Raw genomic sequence first — 13813 nt, forward strand, 5'->3', positions numbered from 1 at the left:
TCTGGATAAATTATGAAAAAAGAACTGAAATTCTCGGACGGGTTGCGAAGAAGTCTGGAAGGCAGCAATAAAAAATATCCGCTTCATAACTATCTGCAGCAAAAAAGTGAGCTGGCGCGAACGCAGGAAATTCTGCGCAATATCGAGGCCAAAAATGAAAAAGGAAAATGGCTGGCACATTTTCGCCTGAAAGAGAAAGAACTGCTGGAGGCGCTGAAAAACGCCCCGCCGGACCCGGTGCTGCCGCCTCCGGCACCGCTGATTAAAGTTCGGGGCGTCATTGAAAAACTGACGCAGCGGCGGGTGGTGCAGCATTTTGACGTTCTGTCCTATCCGGAAGGAAACGCCTACTACACCCGGTATAAAAAGAAGATGGCGGCGTCGGCGGTGGTCTGGGCGGCCAGCGGCTCGGGAGGGACAGCTTCGGCCCTGCTGCAGGACTATGACAGGCCGCTGTGCGGGGCCTGGTATCTGACCGGACGCATTAATGGCAGGCGATTTTCGGGCTGGCTGGGGTATCACTGGTGCTATGAAGGCGAGGAGGTGGAATTGCTGGCGGCGCCGGTCGGTGAGGAGTATCTGGTGTATGCCATCCACAGGCCGGAGGAGCAGTCCCTGTGCATGACGCCGGGGTGTTACCGGGGAAAGAATCAGGCGCGCCGGGCGGCAGTGCGTATCCCGTTGCGGGTTTGCTATCTGAGCTTGGCCGTTGTCCTCATAACATTGCTGTGTAGCGATGGTATGGCATCATTTTACGATCCTATGTTCTATATATTTATAGCAGGCACAATAGTTTTTCTGCTGGTGATGTGTCTGCTTCCCGCGGCCTGGTCAATTTACAAACACAAACCGTTACCGGAAGAAACGCTGTCAGAGGAGATATTCACCCTGCTGGGCTGGGAAAACGTGGCGGATATTAACCTGGAAACTCTACATAAACGGCGAAAAAAAGAGTGGAAGCGAACAGAGATCCCGCCAAACCCTCTGCGCAAAGGTACGCCCTTTGATCATTCAGGAATAAGAGCAGGCATTTTTTATTATTAATAAGGATGCTGAATGGTTCTTAACGGTCTGGATAAATTATGAAAAAAGAACTGAAATTCTCGGACGGGTTGCGAAGAAGTCTGGAAGGCAGCAATAAAAAATATCCGCTTCATAACTATCTGCAGCAAAAAAATGAACTGTCGCGAACGCAGGAAATTCTGCGCAATATCGAGGCCAAAAATGAAAAAGGAAAATGGCTGGCACATTTTCGCCTGAAAGAGAAAGAACTGCTGGAGGCGCTGAAAAACGCCCCGCCGGACCCGGTGCTGCCGCCTCCGGCACCGCTGATTAAAGTTCGGGGCGTCATTGAAAAACTGACGCAGCGGCGGGTGGTGCAGCATTTCGACGTTCTGTCCTATCCGGAAGGAAACGCCTACTACACCCGGTATAAAAAGAAGATGGCGGCGTCGGCGGTGGTCTGGGCGGCCAGCGGCTCGGGAGGGACAGCTTCGGCCCTGCTGCAGGACTATGACAGGCCGCTGTGCGGGGCCTGGTATCTGACCGGACGCATTAATGGCAGGCGATTTTCGGGCTGGCTGGGATGTCACTGGTGCTATGAAGGGGAGGAGGTGGAACTGCTGGCGGCGCCGGTCGGCGAGGAGTATCTGGTGTATGCCATCCACAAGCCAGAGGAGCAGTCCCTGTGCATGACGCCGGGGTGTTACCGGGGAAAGAATCAGGCGCGCCGGGCGGCAGTGCGTATCCCGTTGCGGGTTTGCTATCTCTGTCTGGCTCTTATTATCCCATTGTATATACATGTATATAATGGATGGGAGGCATTCTCAAATCCATATTTTTATTCACTTATGGCAGTAGCTTTTCTAGCCTTACTGGGGTTATGTCTGCTTCCCGCGGCCTGGTCAATTTACAAACACAAGCCGTTACCGGAAGAAACGCTGTCAGAGGAGATATTCACCCTGCTGGGCTGGGAAAACGTGGCGGATATTAACCTGGAAACTCTGCATAAACGGCGAAAAAAAGAGTGGAGGCGAACAGAGATCCCGCCAAACCCTCTGCGCAAAGGTACGCCCTTTGATCATTCAGGAGGGACATTTTGTTTTTTTTATTATTAATACAGATATTGAATGGTTCTTAACGGTCTGGATAAATTATGAAAAAAGAACTGAAATTCTCGGACGGGTTGCGAAGAGGTCTGGAAGGCAGCAATAAAAAATATCCGCTTCATAACTATCTGCAGCAAAAAAGTGAGCTGGCGCGAACGCAGGAAATTCTGCGCAATATCGAGGCCAAAAATGAAAAAGGTAAATGGCTGGCACATTTTCGCCTGAAAGAGAAAGAGCTGCTGGAGGCGCTGAAAAACGCTCCGCCGGACCCGGTGCTGCCGCCTCCGGCACCGCTGATTAAAGTTCGGGGCGTCATAGAAAAACTGACGCAGCGGCGGGTGGTGCAGCATTTTGACGTTCTGTCCTATCCGGAAGGAAACGCCTACTACACCCGGTATAAAAAGAAGATGGCGGCGTCGGCGGTGGTCTGGGCGGCCAGCGGCTCGGGAGGGACAGCTTCGGCCCTGCTGCAGGAGTATGACAGGCCGCTGTGCGGGGCCTGGTATCTGACCGGACGCATTAACGGCAGACGTTTTTCGGGCTGGCTGGGGTATCACTGGTGCTATGAAGGCGAGGAGGTGGAACTGCTGGCAGCGCCGGTCGGTGAGGAGTATCTGGTGTATGCCATCCACAAGCCGGAGGAGCAGTCCCTGTGCATGACGCCGGGGTGTTACCGGGGAAAGAATCAGGCGCGCCGGGCGGCAGTGCGTATCCCGTTGCGGGTTTGCTATCTGTGCCTGGCCGTTGTCCTCATAACATTGCTGTGTAGCGATGGTATGGCATCATTTTACGATCCTATGTTCTATATATTTATAGCAGGCACAATAGTTTTTCTGCTGGTGATGTGCCTGCTTCCCGCGGCCTGGTCAATTTACAAACACAAGCCGTTACCGGAAGAAACGCTGTCAGAGGAGATATTCACGCTGCTGGGCTGGGAAAACGTGGCGGATATTAACCTGGAAACTCTACATAAACGGCGAAAAAAAGAGTGGAAGCGAACAGAGATCCCGCCAAACCCTCTGCGCAAAGGTACGCCCTTTGATCATTCAGGAATAAGAGCAGGCATTTTTTATTATTAATAAGGATGCTGAATGGTTCTTAACGGTCTGGATAAATTATGAAAAAAGACCTGAAATTCTCAGACGGGTTGCGAAGAAGTCTGGAAGGCAGCAATAAAAAATATCCGCTTCATAACTATCTGCAGCAAAAAAAATGAACTGTCGCGAACGCAGGAAATTCTGCGCAATATATCGGGCTGGCTGAGATGAAAAATCATAAATGTGACTGTATGTCACAGGGACCGGCATTACTACCCGTACGCTATGTGGTGATTCCTGAATATATTAAAGAACCGTTACCGGAGTGGGCAACATCAGGAGTATCGGCTTACCCGGTGGAAAACGAAAATTACCACTATGCGCTGCGCGCAATGCGCAGAGGATATATCTATATCTACTATCCGTATCTGACGGACTGGGAGGCGTGGTCGGTATGTGATGACGGCAGTTTGTGGAAACAGCTTTCGGCGAAAAATGTCCTGGAGAAAGCAGAGCCTGACTGTCGGCAGGGAACCTACAGTAATGGCGGAAAGGATTTTCTGACGCTGCCCTATGAAGTTCTGGAGAATGACATCTGGATAGCATTCACGCAGTGTCCGTGGACGGAAAATACGCTGGAGCGTTACGCGAGCGATGGCGTGCAACGGCAGAGCAGAATGCAGTGCGTGAGTTCATCGAACTGGAGGGCGCCACAGGCTTCACAGCAAATAACGGAGGCAACCACAGCGAATCTTGTCAGTGTTCTGGATTACATTCCGGCGCAGGGCAGCATGCTGAGCCCGGGAATGCGGTTACCTTATGGCACCCATAATAAAATACGCGTCAGCCAGTGTGTGAATGAACGCTATGCAATAGTCAAAGAGCCGGGGCCGCAGGAGACATTGTACCCGTGGAAGAGTGGAGTGGCCGGAAACACAATCCGGCAGATGAAGGAACGGGGTGTGAAGCCAGACGGTTCCCCGGTCACACCGTTGCTGATGGCGCTGCATGATGCAACAGGGATAACGCATGAGCTGACGGGATGGACGAACGATGTCCTGGCGATGGCGAAGATATTCGGTGATGAACGCGCTCTGGAGTTCTGTACCCAGAATCTGATAAACGGTGTTAAGGAGATTGTTAACAAAAGCTCGGAACAGAATGTTGAAGCCCAGCTTTCTGTATTACCCCAGGAAACATTTATCTCTCCTCCTGCAATGGATTATTCTTATTACATGTATGTCCAGAATGAGAAATCTAAAGGAACAGATCCGAAGGATATACTAACTCGCGAAGAGTTCGAAAAACAGATAAAGGGAAAACAAAACGAAGTTTATAAAAAACACCAGGTCGCTAATGATTGGTCTAAATATGCTCGAATGATCAATCAGAGCAAATGGGATTCTTTTAATAAATGTTGTGCTGATCTTACACAAAAAATTGATGAGCAACTCGCTAAACTGATTATCTATCGTTGTGAATGGTTACAGACTTCTTTATTTATAACAATGTTACAGGATTTTTTCTCTAATGACCCTGTTGATAATGCAAACTATCGTGAAATTGCTGCATTCGCGATGGCTGGGCTTAATGAGTCGCCATCAGGTGTAAAATTGCTGGATGACTGGATCGACGCATATACCACGGCAAGTAAAACTAATCTCGTCTGGAGAACACATTTTTATAATAATCCAGAAATAATGGCAGATGCAGAGCCATTATTGGCTAGCTTGCAACAGTGTAGCATATCTCCGGTTTCTGAAAATGATGTGCTCTACTTTTTTGAGAAGAATGGCGCTAAACTTAATAAAATATTTAAAGGTTTTGAAAAAGCAACGAGTGAAATTTCAAAACCTCTGGATAGCAATGCCGTATTCTCGAAAAAAGTGCTGTATAAAATAGATCAGCACATGGTTACCGTGGGGACCAGGTTTTTTTCCGTATCACGGATTGGACCTGTGCTCAATACCATGAATGACCTTATAGTTCGAACTCTTTTTTCACTATCTTCAGGAAAGTCAGAGTTAGAAACAAAAATATTGTTCAGTAAATATTTTGGTTGGGCAACGGAGCGTAGGGCTTACATTACTGACACTGTTTTTTACAGCACGCAAAGAGCCATTCGGGCTGATCGTCTCCGGGTGGCGAGTAATAAATATGCCGCACTTGAAAAAGCGTATGCAGATTATCTTCGCCAGCCTGCAGGAACTTCTGGTTATGCGGTGACCAGTATTAGAATTTTTGTTTTATTTTTCAATGTGGTCGAACTGTATAACCAACTCGATAACTTTAACGATAAACCCTCTGACTATGCCAAGGTAGTCAGCGCAATATCGGCAACGGCAAGCGGGATTATTGATATTGCAACACCTGCAATGGAGGTCATTCTTAAAGAGAAAAATAGTCTCCACTACATGAAAATGTCTGGCGCAGGATGCTCGCTGATAAGTGCCGGCCTTTCGCTGGGATTAGATTTTTCCACATTGTTGAATAAAGTTAGCTTACCGAATTCCAGTAAAAAATGGGCATTTACCGGCTTATATTTAGTTAAGACTCTTAGTGATGTTGCCATTATTGCCAAAGCGGAAGGGAAATTGATGTCGGTGTTGATTGAACGCTTTGGTTGGGATACCGCTAGAGGGGGATTGGCCGTATGGCTGGGAAAAGCTGCAGCACCACAATTAACAAAATTAGGTGTCGAATGGGTAGGGTTGTTGGCTTCGTGGGAGGTTGCCCTGTTATTGATGGTGGCTGAATATATTTTGACTGAATATTATTCACGTGATGCGTTACAGTCGTGGATTGAGAATAGTTTGTTTGGTGATGATAATTCGATTGATATCGATAGTTATGCGCCGGAAAAAATAAATATGTTTATTGATGAGGCCCGAAATTCACTGCAAGAAAGCACACGTCAATTATCTTCAGGTAAAAAACAACAACGTGGAAAACCAATAATTTACTGGCCATTTATTATCTATGATGAGCCGGAAGTCCCTGCTGTGGTTTAATTTTGGAGCAACGAAATATTATGACAGAAGATGATGAACTGTTCGCCGATATGCCCCGGGCCTATATCCGGGGGCTGGAGAAGGGTAAAGGGTATGTGAAAGAAAACTATCTCCGGGAGCGCAGGGAATGGATAAAATTAAGACAAACCATTGCGTACTATGAATCGGAAGGCAAGAAGAAGCATAAAAAACGGCTGGCGGAACTGTATCGTGAAGAAAAGCAACTGGCAAAAGCGCTGGCTGATATGCCACCGGACCCGATACTGCCCCCGCCAGCCCCGCTGATAAAGGTCAGGGGAGTGGTGAAAAACTATCACCAGCGCTGCCTGACGCACTATTTTGACACCAAAGCCTATCCGCAGACGTGGGAGTATTTCAGCAGGCAGGATGAGAACATGGCGTCTGCCGCGATGGTGCTGGCCTCGATGGGCTCAGCGGCAACAGCGCAGGGCATGGTGGCGAGCAATGAAGACAGGGTTCCAGCTGCGGCGTGGTACGTTACTGGAGAAATCAACGGTCGGCAGTTTTCGGGGTGGCTGGGAGCGCCCTATTGTCGGGAAGGTGAGGAAGTGGAACTGATTGCCGCGCCGGTGGGAGAGGAGTACCTGGTCTATGCCCTTGTCCGGCCGCATGCGCGCTCGCTGACTATGCCACCGTGGTGTTACCAGGGAGTACGACGGGCACGAATTGACGGGATGAAAGTCCCCATTTCGGTCGTTATTTTATTAATTATTATTATGTTGATAGTGTTTATTTATCAGGATGGCTGGATTGTTAGTGAAAAAATGGTGAGTGGGGTAACGATGTTCCTGACCATGGGAACCTTTCTGTATATCCTTCCTGCAATATGGGCAATCTGGCGACGCCACCCCTTTCCGAAAGAACAGTTGACGGAGGAGATATTGACTGTTGCTGGCTGGGATAATGTGACGAATATTGACCTTCGGAAACTCGACAAGAAAAATATAAAAGAATTTAAGAAGCAAGGGCGGTCTGTTCGATTACTTAAATCAGGATGGTGGTTTTTTTACTATTAGTTGACAATTATTTAAATTTTGAATTTTAAAGCTAATATTTTTGACAGGAAAGATATTAATATTATCTGATCTTTATCTAATTGTATAAATGTGTAGGAAAGTGTGTTTTTATCTTTTTCGAAAGTTTATATGTCGCTAGTTATATTTTTTATAGTGAGGGTTTATGTTTCAAGGTTTGGTCAGGCTCAATGATCCATTAAGTAGTGGTGGTAAAGTGATTTCTGTTTCGTCAACGATAATTATCGATGGTTTAGGTGTTGCACTGCTTGGTGATACTGTTATATGCCCAATTCCATTTCATGGCGTAAATAAAATAATCCAGGGTTCTCCAGAGTGGATCTCAGATGGAAAACCAGTAGCCGTGCATAAATGTATCTGCCAATGTGGTTGTTATGTTATTTCAACGCTTCCCTGTACGGGGGTCTGGTAAGTTAAAATGAGTTGGAATATTCCAGATAAAAAGATAATACAACCTGTACCTTCTATTAGGTGGGGCCGCGATAGTGGTATTTTTTTCTCATTGTTAATAACTGTTGTTCTGCTATTCAGTTTATTATATTACATTACTCATAATAATGAGTCTTTTTATTATGCTTTTGTAATATCTTTAATTATTTTTTTAGCATTCATTATATACTTAGGTCTTCGATTATTTCAGCGAGGATTGTCTCTTGAAAAAAATGAAATGATATTAACGGAAGGTTCTAATATTGATTGTAAGTGGTCTGAATGGGCTTCTGATTATTTAAGTGTTGTAGATTATAGTTATCTCTTTCCCGAAGATTCTCAGATGCTAAATTTACTTGAAGAAAATGAGTTCAATGCAATTGGGGCCAGGGCGTTAAATTTCCCAGAATCGATTGGCTATACTGCTTTATTTCATGAGTTATTAGCTCCCATAAGAGCTAGATTAATGGATGTTACTTCTGAAAATGGTTTGATTATTAATTTTATTGTTGGTCAGGTATCGGGGGTTTCAACATGGCAGTCTTTTTTATTGGCCTGGAAACAACTTGGCCTCTCTGATGCTATAATTAATAGCAGTGAATTTATCTTTCACAACTATGTATTAAATATTGATGAATGGCTAAGTGTTACGGAGGATAAATTTAGATTAATTATTGTAGGGGAAAAGTCAACGGATATTAATAATAAACATCCTGGTACGGGGGATGGTATGTGTGCTTTTCTTTTTGCTCCAGCGATTTTAATTAAACAGAATAATATTGCCGAGAAGGCAAGACTATATAGATCTATTTCTACAAATGAAGATAATCTGATCAAAGATCTTAACAATTTGATTTTTTATCAGGCCAGTGTCGGGATGGTTGATAATTTTTTGATAGGAAAAAATAGCAATAAAAAAGATGTAGCTAAGGCAGCTGTTGTTCTTAACGAACATAATAAAAATCTTGAGCAGTATTATGCTGAATTATATGTTGGTATTCATGGAGAATTTGATATCTGGGTGATGTTAATGTTTTCTTTATTAAATATAAAAGATATAGATGCTGTTGATCTGATATTCTCAGAGTCGGATGGAAATATTATATTGTCGAGGGTTAAAAAAATTAGAAGTCGGGAATAGATATATGCAAAAGTCTAGCTTGTTGCGATTATGTGGTTTGTTATTTATTTTGGTTGTTGTTGGTTTGATATGCTATGTAGTACTTTATTACTACGGAGGGTATTTCGGGGTGACAACCCCAACAACCAGGGTCATAGTTATCACATCGATTTTATTAGCACTGTGTTATATTTTTAAAATATGGCAGGTGAATGCGTTGAAATCAGTGTTAGGAGCGTATGTACCATTATTAAAATATAAAGCCATTGCTTATTTTCTTTTACCATGGAAGTCAGCTTATGAGTCAAATGTAGAAAATCATACTGCAGCCACATTGGACAGCAATATATTCATTAACTTCTACTCTACACTTAAAGATAACTACGGTCGCCGCTGGCGCGCCAAAACGCGTATCCTGCTGGTGATGGGGGATGCCCCTCAGGTTGATCAACTGGTACCTGAACTCACCTCCCAGCGCTGGGTTGAAGGGGATGGCGTGGTGTTAATCTGGGGAGGCAAGCTCACTGCAACGCCAGATGTCTCGCTGTTTGATACGATACGCAAACTGCATCGGCGCCCGCTGGATGGGGTTGTATGGGTAACCCACACTTATCAGCAACATGATGCCTTGCTTCAATCAGCCCCTGTTGTGCCCTTAACTTCACAGCAAATGGATGAGGCCGCCCGCCATCTTCTGGCTGTTTTTACCACGCTTCGCTGGCGAGTGCCGTTATACCTCTGGTCGCTGCATGGCGCTCAATTTGTACCGGATAACGTAACCTTACACTCTGCGACGTGTATGCTCCCTTCAAAATGCACCACGGCTTTATGTCGTTCGCAGTTGACCTCGTTGGCAATGCAGATGGCAGAGCAGGGCACGCAGCAGGTTACGCGAAATCTCCGCGATAACTTCTTACTGAAAATGGCTAATTTGCTGATGCCTAATGCAGAGGCCATCAGCGACTTGTTGTCCACTTTTTTCAGCCCGCATCGGCCCCTGCCGCTGGCGGCGGTAATCTTGAGCCAGTATGCGGAAAGTACCCCATCGCGCGTTGCGCATGCCTGGACGCGTGATGAGCGTTGGCGCGCGTTGCTTGATTCACTCCCTGCGTTACCTGCGGAGCTAAAGGCACAGCGCACAGGCCGTTCAGGAATTCGAGTGCTGGCAGTCGGTACAGCCGGTTTGATGCTGCTATGGGGCGCGGGAATGGCGGTTTCTTTCCTGGCTAATCGCAATATGATCACCGAAAGCCTGGACCAGGCGAGACTGGCTGGCGGTCCGGATAAACCGCTCGCCGAGCGTCTTACGGCGTTATCCGCTCTTCAGCAAACGCCGGGCATGCTTCGCTGGCGTCAGCAGAATGGCGTGCCGTGGTATTACCGCTTTGGCTTGAGCCAAAATGATGCTCTGCTGGATGCCCTATGGCCGCGTTATACGCGTATTGCTATTCCACTACTGCGTGATGAAGCCGCACAACATCTCACTCAGGAATTGACGGCGTTAACGAGACTGGCACCGGATAGCCCGCAGTTTGCAGCTCGGGCAAAGATCGCCTACAACCAGTTGAAAATGTATCTGATGCTCTCCCGGCCCGAACAGATGGAGGCGTCATTTTTTAGTCAGGCGCTGATGCAAGACTGGCCAGAGCGCGCAGGCATTTCGCGCGCATCATGGCAAGGCGTTGGACCGGGGCTCTGGCAATTCTGGGGAGAAAACCTTCAGGCGCATCCTGAATGGAAAATAGCGGCCGATAAAAATCTTATTAGCCAGGTGCGAACGCTGTTAATTCGTCAGATGGGGATCCGCAATGGCGAAGCCGCCCTGTATCAGAAAATCATTGAACAGGTGACTCCGCATTACACCGATCTTCGTCTGGAGGACATGACCGGCGATACTCGGGCAGACCAGGTATTTTATACCCGGAGTTCGGTTGCTGGCGTGTATACCCGCCAAGCCTGGGAAGAGGAGGTTTTGCCCGCCATAGAAAAAATCGTAAGCAACCGCCGGGAAGAGATGGATCAGGTGCTGGGGGATGAAACGCACTCTGCAAGCGACCCTCTCTCTCCACAGGCGTTAAAGGCGCGTCTTAGCGAGCGTTTCTTCATAGATTTTGCCGACAACTGGCTGGATTTTCTCAACAGTATTCGCTGGAAGCGCACCCAAACGCTGAGTGATGCCATCGATCAACTCACGTTGATTGCAGATATCCGTCAGTCTCCTCTGGTTGCGTTAATGAATACGCTCGCCGTTCAGGGACGTACAGGGTTAACCGGGGAAGCGTTGTCGGACTCACTGGTGAAGTCGGCAAAGGATCTGTTTAACACCAAAGAGAAACAGACCATTGACCAGCATGCACGGGAAGAAGGTCCTATGGCGAGTACCTTCTCGCCAATCCTGGCATTGATGGATGAACAATCGGCTGGGCAGGATATCAGCCATCTGAGTCTGCAAACCTACCTGACCCGGGTAACGCAGGTCAGGCTGAAACTCCAGCAGATTACTAACGCTGCCGATCCGCAGGGAATGAGTCAGGCCCTGGCGCAGACGGTATTTCAGGGCAAAACCGTTGATCTCACTACCACGCGTGACTATGGAAATCTGGTGGCTGCCAGTCTGGGGCAAGCATGGAGTGGATTTGGTCAAACAATGTTTGTTCAGCCGCTGGAGCAGTCATGGCAGCAGGTGTTGCAGCCAACCGCGGCGGGCCTGAATGCGCAATGGAAGGCGCTGATTGTGAATGACTGGAACAGCGCATTCGGTGGACGTTATCCGTTCCGTGATGTCGGCAGCGAGGCTTCCCTGCCGCTGCTGGCGCAATATCTGCGAAGCGATAATGGCCGAATTCAGCATTTTCTCGAAAGTCATTTAAGCGGTGTGCTGCATAAACAGGGAAGTCACTGGGTTGCCGACACGGTGAATGCTCAGGGACTGGTATTTAATCCTGCGTTCCTCGAGGCGATGGACCTACTCAGTCAAATTGCGGATGTCGCTTTTATTCGTGGAGAAGCCGGGATTCGTTTTGAACTGCGTCCTGGAACGGCACGAGATGTGATGCAGACAGACCTCGTGCTGGATGGCCAAAAACTCACCTACGTTAATCAGATGCCAACGTGGAAAAACGTTGTCTGGCCTGCCGATACGCAAGCGTCAGGAGCAACCCTAAGCTGGGTGAGCACGAGTACGGGAACCCGAATCTACTCAGATAACCCCGGTACCTGGGGCTGGATAAGACTGCTTGAGAAAGCGGAGATAACTGATAATGCTGGCGTGAGCAGCGGTTTTAACCTGCGCTGGACTGCGCAAGATGGATTGCCGCTGAACTATACCCTGCGCACGGAAGCGGGTGAAGGTCCCCTTGCATTACTCAAACTCCGCGATTTTGAACTACCCGAAGCAATTTTTATTGTTAGCAGCAAGCTTTCCTCAGAGGAAGAAGAATGAGCGCTCTGAATCGTCTACTGGCCGCCAGTGCGGATTCGACAGATGAACAACAGCAACTGATGGAACAGGCACAAACGCAGACTGCGCTATGGCAAAACTGGTTATTGCCAATTTCAGCAGCCAACCCGGGGGGTGACGATCCGGGCTATGACGATGATTTTCAGCGCATGCGGGAAGAGGTGAATAAACTTTCTGGCGCACAAACGGATCTCATCATTGAGCTTGCGGAAAAACTCCTGATCAACACTTGTAAGGATGTCCGTGTTGTCACTTATTACACATGGGCGCGTTTGCACCAGGATGGTGAGTCCGGCCTGGCGGATGGTCTGATTTTGCTGGCTGGCCTGATGCAGCAATATGGCGATACTCTCCATCCCTTAAAAGCGAATAGTCATAAAGCCGCCCTCGAATGGTTAGCAGGCGGGCGGATGCTGGATAGTCTGGCGCGATTCCCGGAAGTTTCACGACCTGACGCGCAACGGATCGCTGGTGCGCTGATGTTGCTGGACCAGCAATTTAATCAGCGAGAGGAGAGCATTCGCCCAGGGCTTGGAGCGCTGTATAGCGCGCTGGAGAACCGTCTGGCCCAATCAGGCGGTGCTCAGGCATTGGTACCACAAAATATCAGCACCCAAACCGCTCGGTACAGCGCAGATACTCCAGTCCTCAAAAGTATTGCCTCGGGCCGGGAGTTACTGGAGCAGGCACGGGTGTTGGCGAAATATCTGGCCGATCAGCCAGATGGCTGGCTGGCGGCGCATCATTTGATGAAAAGCGTACGGCTCGATACGGTCAGCCAGCTTCCTCCGCCAGATGGCGCCGGACGTACACGTCTGGAACCGCCCAAGAGTGATTACCGTGCGCAGCTTAAACGTCTTTATTTGCAGCAAAGTTGGACTGAATTGATTGAGTTAACTGACAGCTTATTTGTTGAGGGAGTGAATCATTTTTGGCTTGATGTGCAGTGGTACCTTCATCAGGCATTAATGAGGGCTGGATCGCCATGGGATAAAAATGCCGGGATTATCATCAGCGATCTGAAAATGTTGCTGCATCGGATGCCGGGTCTGGAAACGCTGGCATTTGACGACGGAATGCCCTTTGCCGATGATGTTACGCGTGAGTGGATCGCCCGCGAGGTGCTGCAGGAAAGTGACTGGCAGACGGAAAAAGTCACTGCGGCTACCGCAGGGGCGGACGACGATATCCTGCTACTTGAAAGCGAGGCCTTGGCGCTGGCGGATAGCGAAGGCGTTGAAGCCGCGCTCGCCTGGCTTCAGGCTCGCCCCGGCGTGATTTCACGTCGACAACGCTGGTTACGCCAACTGTTGATGGCTCGCCTGACGGAACAATGTGGGCGCAACGATCTCGCGCTGCATTTGCTTGGCGAGTTGAATGCGACAGCACACTCTCTCACCCTCAAACAATGGGAGCCTGAACTGCTGTTTGAAGTAAAAGCGCGACGGCTGAAACTTCTGCGTTTAAAAGCCAATCGCAGTGAAAGTGACAAAGCGCGTCTGATGCCAGAGATGGACTTACTGTTGTCCGGACTGGTAGCCATTGATCCTGCCAGAGCTGCCGTCTTGTGTGGCTAAAACAAAATAAGTGAAT

9 protein-coding genes are annotated in these 13813 nt (G+C 48.2%); all 9 read left to right on the forward strand.

What is annotated here, in order from left to right; all coding sequences use genetic code 11:
* Positions 1 to 12 precede the first annotated feature (12 nt).
* The 9 genes from HV352_RS03605 to tssA all read left to right on the forward strand — a co-directional run bounded on the left by HV352_RS03605 (position 13) and on the right by tssA (position 13797).
* The gene (locus HV352_RS03605; RefSeq protein ID WP_181635201.1) at positions 13 to 1044 is read left to right on the forward strand and encodes a putative type VI secretion system effector; all 1032 of its coding nucleotides are present in this window, start codon (positions 13 to 15) and stop codon (positions 1042 to 1044) included.
* Positions 1045 to 1082: 38 nt separating this feature from the next.
* A complete protein-coding gene (locus HV352_RS03610) occupies positions 1083 to 2117 on the forward strand; it encodes a putative type VI secretion system effector (protein WP_181635202.1) in 1035 nt (344 codons plus the stop codon).
* A gap of 38 nt (positions 2118 to 2155) precedes the next feature.
* Positions 2156 to 3187, forward strand: coding sequence for a putative type VI secretion system effector (locus HV352_RS03615; RefSeq protein ID WP_181635203.1), 1032 nt, complete (start codon positions 2156 to 2158; stop codon positions 3185 to 3187).
* A gap of 209 nt (positions 3188 to 3396) precedes the next feature.
* Positions 3397 to 6156 (forward strand): T6SS effector BTH_I2691 family protein, encoded by a 2760-nt coding sequence (locus tag HV352_RS03620; protein ID WP_249415450.1) that lies wholly within the window; start codon positions 3397 to 3399, stop codon positions 6154 to 6156.
* Positions 6157 to 6176: 20 nt separating this feature from the next.
* Positions 6177 to 7193: a putative type VI secretion system effector gene (locus HV352_RS03625; protein WP_047499245.1), complete on the forward strand. Its 1017-nt coding sequence runs from the start codon at positions 6177 to 6179 to the stop codon at positions 7191 to 7193.
* 163 nt (positions 7194 to 7356) lie between these two features.
* Positions 7357 to 7623 (forward strand): PAAR domain-containing protein, encoded by a 267-nt coding sequence (locus HV352_RS03630; RefSeq protein ID WP_072034040.1) that lies wholly within the window; start codon positions 7357 to 7359, stop codon positions 7621 to 7623.
* Positions 7624 to 7629: 6 nt separating this feature from the next.
* Complete coding sequence (locus HV352_RS03635) at positions 7630 to 8781, forward strand: hypothetical protein (protein WP_049268750.1); 1152 nt, start codon at positions 7630 to 7632, stop codon at positions 8779 to 8781.
* A gap of 313 nt (positions 8782 to 9094) precedes the next feature.
* On the forward strand, positions 9095 to 12202 hold the full coding sequence (locus tag HV352_RS03640) for an ImcF-related family protein (protein ID WP_249415451.1): 3108 nt from the start codon (positions 9095 to 9097) through the stop codon (positions 12200 to 12202).
* Positions 12199 to 13797: a type VI secretion system protein TssA gene (gene tssA / locus HV352_RS03645; RefSeq protein WP_181635206.1), complete on the forward strand. Its 1599-nt coding sequence runs from the start codon at positions 12199 to 12201 to the stop codon at positions 13795 to 13797. The genes HV352_RS03640 and tssA overlap by 4 nt, the downstream gene beginning before the upstream one ends.
* Positions 13798 to 13813 lie beyond the last annotated feature (16 nt).

It is taken from the genome of Citrobacter sp. RHBSTW-01044 (assembly GCF_013781945.1).
In the GTDB taxonomy this organism is placed as follows: Bacteria; Pseudomonadota; Gammaproteobacteria; order Enterobacterales; family Enterobacteriaceae; genus Citrobacter; species Citrobacter braakii.